We start from the raw sequence: 15,018 nt of genomic DNA, 5'->3' as shown, positions 1-15,018 counted from the left end.
AAGCCGCGAGACGCTGAAGCTCATCCGCTCGGGCCGTTGCCCGGACGAGTCCCGAATGCTGCGACAGCGGCGGTGATCGACAGTGCGGCAAGCAGTGCGAAGAGTGCGGGGTAGCCGCCGAGGGGTCCGGCGAGGAGGGCACCGGCGAAGGGGGCGAGGGCTGCGGCCGCGTGGGCGGGTGCGCCGAGGAGTCCGGAGAGTCGGCCGTAGTGGGTGGTCCCCCAGCGGTCGGTGACGGCGGTGGCCTGGAGGAGGGTGAGGTTGCCGCGGATCACACCGGCGAGGACGGACACCGCGACGAGCAGGGCGTAGGGGCCGGCCACGGTGGAGAGGGCTGCGGTGGTGAGGGCGCCGAGTGCGATCAGGGTGACGGTGCGGGCGGTGACGCCGAGGTGGCGGGCGAGCATCGCGTACAGGGTGCGGCCGACGGTTTGGCCGGCGCCGCCGAGGCCGAGCGCCCATGCGGCTTGGGTGGTGGTGTAGCCGCGTTCGATCAGGAGGGGGACGAGGCCGATGACGACGGCGTACATCGCGAACGCGGACAGGGTGAAGGTGACGGCCAGCATCCAGAACGCCCGGCTGCGCACCACGCCCTCGTGGCCGCTGGTGACGTGCGGCGGGCTCGGCGGAGCCGGCGGCCAGGGGGCTTTCAGTGCGATCGCGTGGGCCGGGACGGTCAGAGCCGCGAGGATGCCGGCGAGCACTACGTAGGTGGCGCGCCAGGACATGTGGTCGGCGAGCATCGCGGTGAGGGGTGCGAAGACGGTGGAGGCGAGGCCGCCGGCGAGGGTGACGATCGTGAGCGCGCGGATGTGGTCGGGGCCCCACCAGCGGGTGAGGGCGGCGAAGGCGGGCTGGTAGAGGACGGCGGCCATGGCAGCTCCGGCGAGCAGCCATCCGGCGAAGAAGACGGCCAGGTTGGGGGCCGCGGCTATCACCAGCAGGCTCAGCGAACCCAGGACGGAGCCTGCCGTCATGACGGTGCGGGGGCCGCGGTGGTCCAGGGCGCGGCCGACGTAGATCCCGGCGACGGCGGAGACGACGAGGGCGGCGGAGAACGCCGCGGTGGTTGCGCCCGCGCTCCAGCCGGTGTCGGCGGTGATGGCCGGGTTGAGGACGATGAAGGCGTAGTAGACGATGCCCCAGCTGGTGATCTGGGTGAGGCAGAGGGCGGGCAGGACGGCGCGTGGCCGCGACCGGACCTCCGTCCCGGTCGCGGCCACGCCGCTTTGAAGGTCGCTCACCTCAGCAGCCGCCGGTCGAAGCGGGAGCGGGAGCTGCGCCGATGGTGAGGGTGGCCGGGGCCGCGCAGCACCCGCCACCGGTCTCCTCCGCGGCTGCGGGCTCGTCGAAGAGACCGGCGCCCCCGCACACCCCGGTTTCGGGGAGGGTGAGTTCGACGCGCTCGGCGGCTTCCTGGTCACCGGCGAGGTGGGCGGCGACGGAGCGGACCTGCTCGTAGCCGGTCATGGCGAGGAAGGTGGGGGCGCGTCCGTAGGACTTCATGCCGACGAGGTAGACGTCCTTCTCCGGGTGGGAGAGCTCGTTCACGCCGTGGGGGTAGACGGTGCCGCAGGAGTGCTGGTTCGGGTCGATCAGCGGCGCCAGCTCCACCGGCGCCTGGAGCCGCTCGTCCAGGCCCAGGCGCAGCTCGTCCAGGAAGGACAGGTCGGGGCGGAGGCCGGTGAGGACGATGATCTCGTCGACCGGGTCCAGGCGGCGGCCGTCCTCGCCCACCAGGGCGACGCGGCCGTCGTCGGTCTTCTCGATGGTGTCGGTGCGGAAGCCGGTGACGGCGTCGGCGTAGCCGCCGTCGACGGCTGCCTTGGCCGCCAGGCCGAGGGCTCCGCGGGCGGGCAGCTGGTCGGCCTCGCCGCCGCCGAAGGTCGAGCCGGAGATCCCGCGGCGCAGGATCCACGTGGCGTGAGTCCCCCGGCCGTCCTCGGACTTGGCGAGGTCGGCGAGGTAGGCGAGGGCCGTGAAGGCGGAGGCGCCGGAGCCGATGACCGCAGTGCGCTTCCCGGCGTAGCGGGCGCGGACGGCGGGGTCCTTCAGGTCCGGAACACGGTAGGTGATGCGGTCGGCGGCGGCCTTCTCGCCGAGGGCGGCGATTCCGCTGCCGCCGGCGGGGCTGGGGGTGGACCAGGTGCCGGAGGCGTCGATGACGGCGCGGGCGAAGAGGCGCTGCTCGCGGCCGTCGGCGCTCTCGTAGTGGACGACGAAGGGCTGCGCGTCCCGTTCGGCATCGACGACGCGGTCGCGGCCGGTGCGGGAGACGCCGGTGACGCGCGCTCCGTAGCGGACCTGCTCGCCGAGCACATCGGCCAGCGGCTGAAGGTAGCGCTCGGCCCAGTCACCGCCTGAGGGGTAGGTGTCCTCGGCGGGCTTGGTCCAGCCGGTCGGGGCCAGGAGCTTCTCGGCGGCCGGGTCGACGAGCTCGCCCCAGCGGGAGAACAGCCGTACGTGAGCCCACTCGCGCACCGCGGCCCCGGCGAGCGGGCCGGCTTCCAGGACGAGGGGGGTGATGTCGCGGTCGAGGAGGTGGGCTGCTGCCGCGAGTCCGGCAGGGCCGGCCCCGATGACGACGACGGGCAGCTCGGTGGTGGTCTCACTCATGACATGTCTCCGGGTCTTAGTGCAGGTGGGCGGATGGGCGGGTGGGCGAGGGCTCTACGTGGTCAGCAGCAGCCGGCACCGGTGGCGACGGCCTCGCGCTTGGCCTGCGGTTCGCAGCAGGCTCCGGCTGCTTCCGCGCCCTCGCTGCTGCCGCAGCAGGGTGAGGACTGGGCGGGCGCCACCTCGGCGGCGGGCTGCGCGGGGGCGGTGCCGCAACAGGAGCCCGTCGTCGCGGCGCGGTTCGGGCTGGTGGCGGTGGTCCACTCGTTCATGACAACTCCCTTTTGTTTCGAAGTTCATCTATGGCTTGCGTGATCAGCATGGCACTTGTATCGATAGACGTCAACATAGACATTCATCTAATTCTTGGAGGCTGCTGCGGAACACGTGGAAGCCGTCGCCATCGGGGGCGGGCAGTAGGGGCCGGCCGCAGCGCGTGCGCCGGCCAGGGCAGGACTGACGCCGGTGGCGCCGGAGGCGCCGGACCGGGGGCCGGGGTCGTGGCCGTACTGCTACGACAGCCCGACCCTTGTTCTCCCCGACCCGGTTCGGCGCACCGCCCGGCATGCCGTTCGGCGGGGACCTGGACCGCTAGGTCGTCTCTTTTGGATCTTGTCGGTCGGCCCGCGTCGTCCGGTGCCGTGCATCGCAAGGCGGAGGAGCGCCGTTGTACTGGACGTACTGCGGTGCTCCGACAACGCGGCGAGGTGCGGTGCCGGTCGACGCGGGCCTGGGGGCACCTCCCAGCGGTAGCTGGGGGAGCAAGATCCGAAAGAGACGACCTACCCGCACCGGGGGCGAGGTCGCCGGCCGGAGCGCCGCCCGGCCCGCCCTCCGGCCTCCCACCTGACCCGCAGCCGACCCCCTGCCCTCTTGGTTCGATGTGTGTCAACATAGACGTATGTCGAATGTGAAGGTTCTGCCGCTGCTGGAGCCCGACGTCGTCGCGGCCTGCTGCCCGCCTCTGAACGAGCGCCCGATGTCGGCCGAGGAGGCCGAGGTCGCGGCGAAGATGTTCAAGGCCCTCGGTGACCCCGTGCGCCTGCGACTGTTCTCCGCTGTCGCCTCCCACGAGGGCGGGGAGGCGTGCGTGTGCGACATCTCCGACGTCGGTGTCTCCCAGCCCACCGTCTCCCACCACCTGAAGAAGCTCAAGGAGGCCGGGCTGCTGTCCTCCGAGCGCCGGGGTACGTGGGTGTACTACCGGGTCGAGCCGTCCGTGCTCGCCGCCATGGGCGCGCTGCTGGCCGGCGCCGCGAAGACAGCGTGACCGGCGTGACCGGCGTGCGGATCGAGGCGCTGCTGCCCGAGCACGCCGAGCAGGTGCTGGGCATCTACCGGTCGGGGATCGACGAGGGCAACGCCACCTTCGAGACGAAGGCCCCCGAGTGGGCCGCGTTCGACAAGGCCAAGCTGCCCGACCACCGCTTCGTCGCCCTCGACGACGACGGCCGGGTGCTGGGCTGGGTCGCGGCGAGCGCGGTCTCGGACCGGTGCGCGTACGCGGGCGTGGTCGAGCACTCCGTCTACGTCCACCCCGACGCCCGCGGCCGCGGCGTCGCCCGCACGCTGCTGGACGCACTGGCCGCCTCGACCGAGGCAGCCGGGATCTGGACCATCCAGTCCGGGATCTTTCCCGAGAACACCGCCAGCCTCGCCGTCCACGCACGAGCCGGTTTCCGCATCATCGGCACGCGTGAGCGCATCGGCCGCCATCACGGGGTCTGGCGCAACGTCGTACTGCTGGAGCGCCGCAGTTCCGTGGCGGGCTGACTGCCCGGTACGCGGTTTCGGTGTCGGCGGTCCGGTGCACACTCGAGGAAGCGAGCGATCTCCCGGGCCGCATCCCTGGCGGGGCGGCCGACGCCGATGAGGGTGGCTGAAGCGGGGCCGGTCCAGTCGCCGTAGCCGAGCAGGTGCAGGCGGGGTTCGTCCGCGGTGCGGGTGCCGTCCATCGCGATGCGGCCACGGCTCCCGCGCAGGCGCAGCGAGGCGAAGGGGGCAAGGGCAGGGCGGAAGCCGGTGCACCAGATGACCGTGTCCGCCTCGGCCCGGGTGCCGTCGGCCCACTCGACCCCGGTCGTGGTGAGGCGGGTGAACATCGGTCGGGCGCTGAGAAGTCCGGCGTCGCGGGCGGCGCGTACGGGCGGGACGGCCACGATGTCGCCGAGGGAGGCGACGCCGCCGGCGTCGGTGCGGCCTTCGTCGAGGGCGCGACGGCGGGCGGTCGCGTGGTCGAAGAGGGCGCGGCCGTCGATGTCGTCGGCGAGGTAGCGGGGCGGGCGCTGGGCCACCCAGGTCGGATCGACCCCGGCGTGGGCGAGGTCGGCGGCGATCTGCGCGCCGGAGTTGCCCCCGCCCACGACGACCACGCGCTGCCCGGCGAACTCGGACGGGCTGCGGTACTGCACGGTGTGCAGCTGGCGGCCCTGATAGTCCCGCCGGCCGGGGACGGTGGGCAGGAAGGGGCGGGTCCACGTTCCGGTGGCGCTGATGACCGCCCGGGCCGTCCACGATCCGGAGCACGTCTCGACCCGTAGGCCGGGCCCGTCGCGGTGCACGCTGTCGACCCGGGTGCCGCGCTGAACGGGGAGCGCGTACCGCTTCTCGTAGTCGGTGAGGTAGTCGACGACGTGGGCGCCGTCCGGGTAGAGCTCGCCCGGCCGAGAGGGCATGAGCCGTCCGGGCAGGGAGGAGTACTGCGCCGGGGAGAAGAGGCGCAGGGAGTCCCAGGTGTGCTGCCAGGCTCCGCCGGGCGCCGTCTGGGCGTCGAGGATGACGTGCTCGATGCCCAGACGGCGCAGGTGGTATCCGGCGGCGAGCCCTGCTTGGCCGCCGCCGATCACCACCACGTCCGCGCGCCGCGTCATGCCGAGGGCGTTCCGCCGTGAGTCCTGGGGCGCATGAAGATGACCGCTACCAGGGCCAGGCCCACCGCGGCGCCGATCAGCTGCATGCCGATGAAGCCGGGCACCGAGGCCGGGGCGATGCCCGCGAACGTATCGGTGAAGGCGCGGCCGATGGTGACGGCCGGGTTGGCGAAAGAGGTGGAGGAGGTGAACCAGTACGCGGCGCCGATGTACGAGGCGACAGCGACGGGCGCGAAGCGGAGGCGGTCGGTTCGCGCCAGGCCGAAGATCAGCAGGATCAACCCGGCCGTGGCGATCACCTCGCCGAGGAGGAGGTTCCCGGCGGAGCGGTCGTGGGTGGACCACTTGACCAGCGGCTCACCGAACATTGCGTCCGCGAGGACGGCGCCCGCGATGGCGCCGACGATCTGCGAGGGCACATACACGGCCAGCTCACGGGCGGTGACGCCGGCGCCGCCTCGGCGGGCGGTCCACCACTCGGCCAGCGTCACGGCGGGGTTGAAGTGCGCGCCGGAGACCGGGCCGAGGAGAGCGATGAGGACGCCGAGCCCGAAGACCGTGGCGGTGGAGTTGGCCAGCAGCTGCAGGGCCACGTCCTGGGTGAGCTTCGTGGCCTGGATTCCCGAGCCGACGACGACCGCCACGAGGGCCGCGGTACCGACCAGCTCGGCGGCGGCGCGGGCGATCAGCGGGGTGCGGGGCGGCGTCGCGCCGGGTGCGGGCTGGGGCTCGTCGGCAGGTATCGGGGTGCCGACGGGCTCGGTGGCGGTCAAGGCTGGTTCTCCTCGGGAAGGTGAGGCAAAGCGCGGAAGGTTATGGGCAGGACCGCTTGCGGTTCGCTTCTGCGGTGGCACGCGCGGTCCGGGCGAGGTCGGCGAACTGACCGGCGAGGGCTTCGATGACTTCCGGGCGCAGGCGGTAGTAGATGTACCGGCCGCATGGCTCCGTCTCCACGACCCCCGCTTCCCGCAGCACCTTCATGTGGTTGGAGAGGTTCGTCTGCTTGGCGCCCGTCTCCTCCACGAGGTGGGTGGTGCAGAGGGTCTCACGGGCGAGCAGGGTCACGATCCGGAGCCTGAGCGGGTCGGCCAGAACCCGGAACAGATCAGTGTCGACTGACGTCATCATGGACTGATACTGTCACATCAGCTGGAGCTGATACCAGCCCCAGCTGATCCTTTTGGCTCCTTTGAACGGGATCGCCGTGCCCTTGCCTTCCTCGCCCCTCCTGCCGGACGAACGCCTGTCCGCCGGGGCCGCCCGTCCCGCCATGCCCGGCCGCCGCCACCTCGACCGGCCCGTGGCCGACCCCGACGGGGCGCCGATCGCCGTCGCCCACGGCATCCACGGCATCCACGACGCCACCGACGTCCGCATCTCCGAGCTGCGCACCCGGCTCGCCCCCTGAAGCCCCACAGCTCCCCACCGCAGTCGCCTCACCCCAAGGAAGCACCGATGTCCTCCACCCCTGCCGCCTCCGTCCTGTTCGTCTGCATCCACAACGCCGGCCGCTCCCAGATGGCGGCCGGGTTCCTGCGCCACCTCGCCGGCGACCGCGTCGAGGTCCGCTCCGCCGGGTCCGTGCCCGGCGAGCAGGTCAACCCGTCCGCCGTCGCCGCCATGGCCGAGCTGGGCATCGACATCTCCGACCAGAAGCCGAAGATCCTCACCCCCGAGGCCGCCCAGGCGTCCGACTACATCATCACGATGGGCTGCGGCGACGCCTGCCCGTACTTCCCCGGCAAGACCTACCTCGACTGGCAGCTCGAGGACCCGGCCGGCCAGGGCGTCGAGGCGGTCCGCCCCATCCGCGACGAGATCAAGGGCCTCATCGAGGGCCTGATCGCCGAGATCGCCGCCAGGCCGAACGCCTGAGGCGCACGAGAAGGGCGGGTTGGCGGCGACCGCCTGAAGTGTCAGCGGCCGGGGGCGCACGTGGCCGCCCGACGCGAGGACTTGACCGCGCCGGACAGCCGAGACCCGGGGGCAAGGACACGCCCGCGCGAGCGCCCGGCCGGGAGGCGCGTCGTTCGGGTGCCGGCCCTGGCCGGAGCGGGATCGCGGCGTGACACCGGGCAGGCGTCGAGTATGAACTCGCACACCCCCGGCGCCTCGGCCGGGCGGACCGCGGCACCCGGCGCTGCCTCGACCCGGTGGCTGACCGCGCTGGACCGGCTCGAACGGGCCGCGGTGGCCGACCCGGCGATCAGGGTGCTCCAGCGGGGCATCCCGCGCGCTCCCCCGGGCGGGATGCGCGATCTGCTGCGCGGCAGGCCGCCCGGGCACCCTCTGCATCCCGTACTGGTGCAGGTACCGATCGGATGCCGGCTCTCGTCCGCCGTGCTGGACGTCGCCCCCGGGACGCAGCGCGCGAGCAAGACCCTCACCGCCGGACCGGCCGGGATCGCCCCGGCAGCCGTGGCCGGCTAGGTCGGGGCGGACCCTCCTCCCGAACAGGCCCGGGTCGGTCCGGCCCGCGCGGCCTCCACGCGGCGACGGCACCGCAGGGCTCCCGTCTCCACCCGAGCAGCCCGTCGAAGCCGTGACCAGCAGTACCGCAGCCCCGAAGGCAGTACGAAGTCCGTATCGCACGAGCGCTTCCTCACCCGTGTGCACCCCGAGAGCGGGGCGCACACGGACGGATTGCAGCAGCCGGGGGGGACGGTCACCCTGTCCGCAGTCACACGGGGCAGCACCTCGGGAAGGTCGGCCTCCGCCGCGAGCCGCCGGCCCTCACCGGCCATTCGACGCCCGGGCGATCGGATCACCCATATCCGCTCCCCACTCTAGTCAAAGTTGACTAGAGTGGCCGTATGACCGAGAAGACGATTCCGATCCTGCCGTGCCGCACCCTCCAGCCCGTCCTCGACTTCTACCTCGCGCTCGGCTTCGAGGTGACCTTTCAGCAACGGAGCCCCAATCCCTACGCGGTCGTGGAACGAGGAGGCATCGAGCTCCAGTTCTTCGGCCTGAAGCAGTACGAGCCGACCCAGTCGGTCAGCACGTGCTACGTGGTGACCGATGACGTCGACGGCCTGCACGATGCCTTCCGGACCGGCCTCAGGTCGGCGTACGGGAGGGTCCCGACCCGTGGGCTGCCACGCATCGGGCCGCTGAAGGACATGTCGTACGGCGTGCGGCAGTTCCTCATGACCGATCCGGGCGGCAACTGCATCCGTGTCGGGCAGCCGACGAGCGCGGACCAACACCACCGACCCGCCCCGGACGAGACCTTCGCCCGCGCTCTCCACATGGCGTCCCTCTTCGCGGACTCGAAGGACGACCCGAGCGGCGCCGCAAGGATCATCGATCGCGCCCTCCGCATGGAGGGCGAACGACCCACCCCGGTGCAACTGGTCCGCCTCCTGGTCCTGCGAGCGGATACCGCCGGCCGCCTGGGCGACAGGGAGACCATGACGACCGCCCTCGATGAGGCCGCTGCGGTTCACCTCACCGCCGAGGAGCAGGAGTCGGTCCACGATGACATCGCACGCCTGAAGGATCTCCGAAACCAACCGCCGCAATGAGTCCGTCCGGCGGCTGCAGGAGCGTGACGCGGGGAGCGTCCGCTCCGAGCCGGGGCGGCTGATCGGAGTGCCGGGGTGGCCGCCTGCGGCTGGACCTTGTCGGGCCTGCCCCATGGAGGTCGGGTCCCGGGCCTGCTGCGCGAAGGGCGAGCGGGTGGGATCAGGCGGCCGGCTGGGCTGGCGCAGTTCGGCCCGGCCGAAGAGGAGGTCGCAGCCGGACGCCACTCACCGCAGGGCCTGCGGACGGGCGGCCTGCCACAGCTCCTGCAGCAACCGCTCCTGCCGCCGCGCATCCTGCGCCCGCTGCGATGCCGCCCCGCCGCGGAATCGGGTGCGGCGGGGCCCGGGGTGCCCAGGGCGCATCAGGAGGCTGGCACCGGACTCTCCGGTGCCAGCGAGTTGCCTGCGGGGATGCGGCCGCAGTCGGACGGGGCGTTGCCGCCTGCGAAACGGTCGTTCAACCAGCCCATCGCGACGGGCGCCCAGACGACGGGCACGGCGACGTGACTGAGCAGGTCGAACTGCTGGTACTTGATCGATCCGTTGCCGGCTCCGCAGTACTGGCGGGCGAGCGTCCGCACGTCTCCGGCGACCATGACCCCGTCACCGGTGCCGATGCCCTGGCGGTTGCTGAAGGTTCCTTCCAGGACTCCCCCGTTGCCCTGCGCGATGAACCCCGGGATGGTGGGGGTGGGTGCCGAGCCGAGGTTGATCCTGTTCACCGCCTGGACGAAGGCAGGCACCGAATTCGGGTCGGAGTACTGCGGCTTCGCCATCTTCTTCCAGGTCAGGCCAGGGTAGTGGCCCAGCGCGTCGACGATCGACCCGTGCTCCAGCTTCTTGTACACCTCCAGGCCGTAGGCGTTCAGGTAGGGCTTGAGGTCGATGTCGTACGACCGGGAGACGCCGATGACCGCCATGGGGATGACACCCGACCACACGAGGGAGCCGTCGACGTACTTGAGGTTGTGCGCCGGATCCACGAGCAGACCGCCCTCGGCGAAACCCACCAGCTTGCTGTTGACCTCGGGCGCGTAGGAGGGTGCGAGCGCGGCCGCCCAGTTGGTCGCGATGGCGCCGCCGGAGTATCCCATCAGGCCGAACCTGGTGTCGGCGTCCATGCCGGTCTCCGCGGACCGGGTCGCGGCACGGATCGAGTCCAGCGTGTTGGTCGCGTACTCGGGGCCGGCCGCGAAGTTGGCGGTCTGTCCCTCGGTGTCCGGGATGACGAGGTCGTAGCCCTGCAGCAGCAGCGGAGCCATGAAGACGGCCTCGGCATTCGCAATGACGCCGCCCAGGGTGAGGTCACCGGCGATGGCCCGGGACGGACCGTCCTCGGGGTTGAGCGAGTCGTAGAACGACTGGTAGGACACCGCCTTGCTGCCGTCGCCCGTCAGGCTGCGCACCACCGTGGTCACGTTGGCGGACGGACGGCCCTGGGCGTCGGTCGTGCGATAGAGCAGTTGGATCGCCCTGAGCGACGTGGGAAGGCCCACGAGGTGGTACTGCAGCGTCCGAGTCTTCAGCACGGTGCCCGGCGCGAACGAGGACAGGGGCTCGCTGCCGGTGTAGGTGTAGAAGGGGTCGCTCGCGCCGGCACTCGACGGCGTGACCGCGGCGGCCGTTGCCGCAGGAGCGGCGGTCACGACCATCGCGGCGACAAGGGCGGTGGCCAGGAGACGAACAGTGTTTCTGGGCATGACTCCCCCGAATCGTGGAATGGGAACGCTGGACTTCTCGGAGATGAAGGGTGTCGGTGGGCGGCACTGATGGCGCCGTCGTGGCGTTCCATCGGCAGCCGCGCGCCGGGCCTGACGTGTGCTCGGGTTCCGGTCCGCGGAATGCGCCCGGATCAGGTGGCGCAGGCGGCCCCGGCAGGGCGGCGGCGTGATCGGGCGGGGGCGCGTGGCGGCTGTTGCACGGGCACGGCGGTCCTCCGGTGCGGGTGGGGGCGTGGGGATCCGGTGGAGGATGCGGTCTGGGTCCGAACACGTCTGGCGATCCACCGGGCAGGCGTGTTACCAACTAGTAAGTAACGTCCCGGAAACCAGCATGGGGTCGCGGCGGGGCCATGTCTCCGGGTCGCACAACAGAGATTCGCGAGGTGCATTGTGACCGCATCCAAACCCGCGGAAAGCGCGGTGGGGCCGCAGTTCGGCGGCGTCCCGGTTCACAAGCGGCTTCTGGCCGCCGCGCCGGCCCTGGCGTCGGCGGTGACGGCCCGGCTCGTCGAGCAGCTGCCCGCCTACGGAGCACTGCCCTCGGAACAGCTCCACGGTGAGATCACCAAGGAGGTGGACCGTGGAATCCGGGCCTTCATCCGGGTGCTGCGCCACGGCGAGCTGCCGGAGGAGGCCGAGTTGGCGAGGATCAGCGAGTCGTCGGCTCGACGCGCCGACGAGGGCGTGCCGCTGGAAGCCGTCGTGGGCGCCTACCACTTCGGTGCGGAGGAGTGCGCGGCCCAGATCCTTGCGACGGCCGAGCCGGGCGACCTGCCGGACGTGCTGCTGGTCCAGCGCCGACTGCTCGGCTACCTCCGACAGGTGAGCTGCGCGGTCGCGGCAGGGTACGTGCAGGAGCGGCAGGCGGCCCTCGGTGACGAGCAGGTCGCCCGGCAGTCCCTGCTGTCCCGGCTGATGGAGGGCGGCGACCCGCAGGCCGCGGCCGACCGTGCAGGCATCCGGCTGCCCCCCACGTACCTCGCCCTGAGCATCGCCATGGGACCGCACCCGGATGAGCTGCGGCCCGGCGTGAACCACTCTGTTGCCGCTCGCCGCAAACTCCGGCGGCTGCGCAACGAATTGCAGCGCCAGACACCGGGTGTCCCGCTGTCCGTGCTGTCCGGCGACGGGGGGCTGGTGTTGATCCCGTACGAGACGCCGGCCGCCGACTTCGCCGCCGCGGACCGGGAGCGGCTCACCCGGCTCGTCGAGCAGCTCGGTCGGATCTGCGGCGCGGAGCTGCTGGTGGCAGCTGCCGCTGCCGCACCGGACTCCGTCGCGGACGCCGCCCGGATGGTCGGTGAAGTACGGCGGGTGGCCCAGGCATCCGGTCGAGGGCCCGGACTCTACCTGCTCGACGATGTGCTGCTGGAGTACCAGCTGAGCCGCCCGAGCCGGGCCAGGGACGGGCTCGCCGCGCTGCTGGGCCCACTGGCCGGGCGCCCGGAACTGCTCGACACGTTGCGCACCTTCCTCTCCTGTGGCCTCGACCGACGCCGAGCCGCCGCCCGGCTCCAGGTACACCCCAACACGGTGGACTACCGCCTGCGCAAGGCGACGGAGCTCACCGGACTGGACGCGGCCCGGGGCGCCGACCTGCTGACGCTGCACGCCGCACTGGCCGCCCACGACTCCGTACGGCAGGGCGAGCCCGATACCGGCTGACATGGCGGGGTGGCCTGAATGAGCACCTGCAACACCGGCGATGAAGCGCCACCGGGCGGGGGGAAAGCCGCGACCGATCCATCACCGCCACAGCACCCCGTGGACAGTGAGCGCATACAGTCCTGGCGTCACCCGTCGAGCGCAGGGTTCGCCACAGCCGCCGAGTGTCCCTCCGCCGCTGTGCCGAGGGGGAACTCTGTCCAGACGGTCTTGCCGTCCCTGGTGTAGCGGGTGCCCCACCGTTCGGTGAGCTGGGCCACCAGGAAGAGGCCGCGCCCGCCCTCATCGGTGGTGCGCGCCCGTCGTAGGTGGGGAGCGGTGCTGCTGCTGTCGGAGACCTCGCAGATCAGGCTGCGGTCGCGGATGAGCCGCAGGGTCACCGGGGGACCGCCGCCGTACCGGTAGGCGTTGGTGACCAGTTCACTGACGACCAGTTCGGCGGTGAAGGCCAGCTCCCCCAGGCCCCACCCGGTCAATGTGGTGTCTGCCAGGTGCCGTGCCCGGGCGGCGGAGGTCGGCTCCGCGGGCAGTTCCCAGGAGGCGACCTGCTCCGGCGCCAGCACGCGGGTGCGGGCGAGGAGCAGTGCTACGTCATCGGGCGGGTGATCCGGCAGCAGGGCGTTCTGCACGTCCGTGCAGGTCTCCTCCAGCGAGCGGCCGGGGCGGGACAGGGCTTCTCGCAGCCGCTCGAGTCCCTCGTCGAGGTCGAGGCCACGGGCCTCGACCAGCCCGTCCGTGTACAGCGCCAGCAGACTTCCCTCGGCGAGTTCCAATTCGGCGGACTCGAACGGGAGTCCGCCCAGGCCCAGCGGAGGCCCCTCGGGAAGGTCGGGCAGGGTCACCTTGCCGTCGGAGGTCACCACGGCGGGTGGCAGGTGACCCGCCCGGGCCAGGGTGCAGCGCCGGGAGGTGGGATCGTAGACCGCGTAGAGGCACGTCGCGCCGACGATCTGCCGGCCCCGCGAGCGTCCGTCGGCAGGCTCCTGCTCAGCTGCCAGGCGGTTGACCAGGTCATCCAGGTGGGAGAGGAGCTCGTCCGGAGCGTAGTCGAGGCCGGCCAGGGTGTGCACGGCCGTGCGGAGGCGGCCCATGGTGGCCGCGGCGTGCAGACCATGACCGACGACATCGCCGACGACGAGGGCAACGCGTGCTCCGGAAAGGGGGATGACATCGAACCAGTCGCCGCCGACGCCGGCGGCCGGATCGGCCGGCAGATACAGGTGCGCGACCTCGACCGCGCTGTGTTCGGGCAACTCCTGCGGCAGCAGGCTGCGCTGCAAGGTCAGAGCGGCCTGATGCTGCTGGGTGTAGCGGCGGGCGTTGTCGATGCACAGGGCGGCCCGCGCGGCGAACTCCTCTGCGAGCGTGAGGTCGTCCTCCTCGAACGGCTCCGGCCGCTGGGCCCGCCACAGGCTGAGCAGGCCGAGGAGCAGACCGCGGGCCGTCAGCGGTACGACGATCAGTGAGTGAGCGCGCAGATCGAGGGCGCGCTGCGTGCGCTCCGGATCCTGAAAATACCAGCCGGGACTGCTCTGGAGCACAGGTTCGAGGATGGGCTGCTGCTCGGCGAGGCACCTGGCCTGCGGGGTGCGCGGGTCGAAGCGGAAGACCTCTCCGGCGGGGTACATCACCCGCAGCGCCTCTGCCACGACCGAGTGCACGGCCATCCTGCGGACCGGACCGCTCGCCTCCTCGGTGGTCTCATCGCCTCGGGCGACCGAATCCAGCAGATCCACCGAGACGGCGTCCGCGAGGTCGGGGACGGCGACGTCGGCCAGCTCCCGGGTGGTCTTGCCGAGATCCAGTGTGGTCCCGATGCGGGCGCTCGCCTGGTTGAGCAGGGCGAGCCGCCGCCGGGCCCGGTAGCGGTCGGTGACGTCCTCCACCAGTTGGGTGACTCCGAGGATCCCGCCGGAGGGGTCCTCCATCCGAAACGCCGACACCGACACCACCCGCTCGTGGTCGGGGTCGCTTCTCAGGCGACAGGGCTGCTCGGTGAAGATCAGGGGGGCGCCGGTATCCAGCACCCGGCGCAGCCGGGTTTCGATGGTCTTCAGGTCCGGACCGATGAGGAAGTCGCCGATGCGCCGGCTCCGGATCTCCGCCGCGGGAAGTTGCGTGAACCGGGCCAGCGCCCGGTTGATGCGCAGGATGCTCAGATCGGGGGCGTGGACGGACAGGCCGATCGGGGAGCGCCGGAAGAGACCGTCCAGGACCGACCGGTCCGTCTCCCACCGCAGCACTTCCTCCGCCGGGGCGACGACGAGGAACCACTCACGGGTCGAGCCGGCGCGGATGACGGCGCGGACGCGGAAGCCCAGCTCCACCCGCCGCCCGTCGCGGTGCAGGACGGGCAGGACGCCGGACCAGCCCCGGTCGCGCGCGCACTCGGCCGCTGCGTCCCGGACCGTCCCATGGTCACGAGAGTCGACCAACAATTCCAAGGCCATACGACCCAGCACCTCATCGGGCAGGTAGCCGAGGTGCTCCTGTGCGCGCTCGCTCCAGCCGACGACCCTGCCGTGGTCGTCCAGGACCGCCGAGACGGAGTTGTGCAGCTCGAACGGGTCCTCGGGCACCTCGCCCGATCCCGGCGCCGGTGCGTCCATCACTGCCACC

Annotated in this window: 15 protein-coding genes; 7 read left to right on the top strand and 8 right to left on the bottom strand. The window is 71.9% G+C overall.

Going from position 1 to position 15,018, the window contains the following annotated elements:
* Positions 1–20: 20 nt before the first annotated feature.
* From OG444_RS35135 to OG444_RS35125, 3 genes are all read right to left on the bottom strand, one after another.
* Complete coding sequence (locus OG444_RS35135) at positions 21–1,244, bottom strand: MFS transporter (RefSeq protein WP_327265899.1); 1,224 nt, start codon at positions 1,242–1,244, stop codon at positions 21–23.
* 1 nt (position 1,245) lies between these two features.
* The gene (locus OG444_RS35130; protein ID WP_327265898.1) at positions 1,246–2,616 is read right to left on the bottom strand and encodes an NAD(P)-binding domain-containing protein; all 1,371 of its coding nucleotides are present in this window, start codon (positions 2,614–2,616) and stop codon (positions 1,246–1,248) included.
* Between the two features lie 62 nt (positions 2,617–2,678).
* The gene (locus OG444_RS35125; protein ID WP_327265897.1) at positions 2,679–2,888 is read right to left on the bottom strand and encodes a hypothetical protein; all 210 of its coding nucleotides are present in this window, start codon (positions 2,886–2,888) and stop codon (positions 2,679–2,681) included.
* Between the two features lie 629 nt (positions 2,889–3,517).
* Here OG444_RS35125 and OG444_RS35120 point away from each other — a divergent pair.
* Both OG444_RS35120 and OG444_RS35115 read left to right on the top strand, forming a co-directional pair.
* Positions 3,518–3,886, top strand: a complete 369-nt coding sequence (locus tag OG444_RS35120) for an ArsR/SmtB family transcription factor (protein WP_030724816.1) — start codon at positions 3,518–3,520, stop codon at positions 3,884–3,886.
* 5 nt (positions 3,887–3,891) lie between these two features.
* Positions 3,892–4,389, top strand: a complete 498-nt coding sequence (locus OG444_RS35115) for a GNAT family N-acetyltransferase (protein ID WP_327267029.1) — start codon at positions 3,892–3,894, stop codon at positions 4,387–4,389.
* Here OG444_RS35115 and OG444_RS35110 read toward each other — a convergent pair.
* From OG444_RS35110 to OG444_RS35100, 3 genes are read right to left on the bottom strand one after another with little or no spacing between them, the layout of a single operon-like run.
* Positions 4,332–5,486: an ArsO family NAD(P)H-dependent flavin-containing monooxygenase gene (locus tag OG444_RS35110; RefSeq protein WP_327265896.1), complete on the bottom strand. Its 1,155-nt coding sequence runs from the start codon at positions 5,484–5,486 to the stop codon at positions 4,332–4,334. The two genes, OG444_RS35115 and OG444_RS35110, sit on opposite strands and share 58 nt — an antisense overlap.
* Complete coding sequence (locus OG444_RS35105) at positions 5,483–6,259, bottom strand: MIP/aquaporin family protein (RefSeq protein ID WP_327265895.1); 777 nt, start codon at positions 6,257–6,259, stop codon at positions 5,483–5,485. The genes OG444_RS35110 and OG444_RS35105 overlap by 4 nt, the downstream gene beginning before the upstream one ends.
* 40 nt (positions 6,260–6,299) lie before the next feature.
* On the bottom strand, positions 6,300–6,614 hold the full coding sequence (locus tag OG444_RS35100; protein WP_327265894.1) for an ArsR/SmtB family transcription factor: 315 nt from the start codon (positions 6,612–6,614) through the stop codon (positions 6,300–6,302).
* An 82-nt stretch (positions 6,615–6,696) separates the two neighbouring features.
* On the opposite strand from OG444_RS35100, the gene OG444_RS35095 reads away from it, so the two are divergent.
* From OG444_RS35095 to OG444_RS35080, 4 genes are all read left to right on the top strand, one after another.
* Positions 6,697–6,894 carry a hypothetical protein gene (locus tag OG444_RS35095; protein WP_327265893.1) on the top strand — a complete coding sequence of 66 codons (198 nt, stop codon included), beginning with the start codon at positions 6,697–6,699 and terminating at the stop codon, positions 6,892–6,894.
* A gap of 47 nt (positions 6,895–6,941) precedes the next feature.
* Positions 6,942–7,361, top strand: coding sequence for an arsenate reductase ArsC (locus tag OG444_RS35090; protein WP_327265892.1), 420 nt, complete (start codon positions 6,942–6,944; stop codon positions 7,359–7,361).
* Positions 7,362–7,574: 213 nt separating this feature from the next.
* Positions 7,575–7,916 (top strand): hypothetical protein, encoded by a 342-nt coding sequence (locus OG444_RS35085; RefSeq protein WP_327265891.1) that lies wholly within the window; start codon positions 7,575–7,577, stop codon positions 7,914–7,916.
* 383 nt (positions 7,917–8,299) lie between these two features.
* Positions 8,300–9,013 carry a bleomycin resistance protein gene (locus OG444_RS35080; RefSeq protein ID WP_327265890.1) on the top strand — a complete coding sequence of 238 codons (714 nt, stop codon included), beginning with the start codon at positions 8,300–8,302 and terminating at the stop codon, positions 9,011–9,013.
* A gap of 362 nt (positions 9,014–9,375) precedes the next feature.
* Here OG444_RS35080 and OG444_RS35075 read toward each other — a convergent pair whose 3' ends face one another.
* The gene (locus tag OG444_RS35075; RefSeq protein ID WP_327265889.1) at positions 9,376–10,713 is read right to left on the bottom strand and encodes a lipase family protein; all 1,338 of its coding nucleotides are present in this window, start codon (positions 10,711–10,713) and stop codon (positions 9,376–9,378) included.
* Between the two features lie 411 nt (positions 10,714–11,124).
* Between OG444_RS35075 and OG444_RS35070 the strand changes: the two genes are divergently transcribed.
* The gene (locus OG444_RS35070) at positions 11,125–12,399 is read left to right on the top strand and encodes a PucR family transcriptional regulator (RefSeq protein WP_327265888.1); all 1,275 of its coding nucleotides are present in this window, start codon (positions 11,125–11,127) and stop codon (positions 12,397–12,399) included.
* Between the two features lie 128 nt (positions 12,400–12,527).
* Here OG444_RS35070 and OG444_RS35065 read toward each other — a convergent pair whose 3' ends face one another.
* Entirely contained in the window at positions 12,528–15,008 is a 2,481-nt protein-coding gene (locus tag OG444_RS35065) for a SpoIIE family protein phosphatase (protein ID WP_327265887.1), read from the bottom strand.
* Positions 15,009–15,018 lie beyond the last annotated feature (10 nt).

It is taken from the genome of Streptomyces sp. NBC_01232 (assembly GCF_035989885.1).
Taxonomy (GTDB): domain Bacteria; phylum Actinomycetota; class Actinomycetes; order Streptomycetales; family Streptomycetaceae; genus Streptomyces.
The sequence above is the reverse complement of the archived record's forward strand: the minus strand, read 5'-3'. Positions and strand labels throughout refer to the sequence as shown.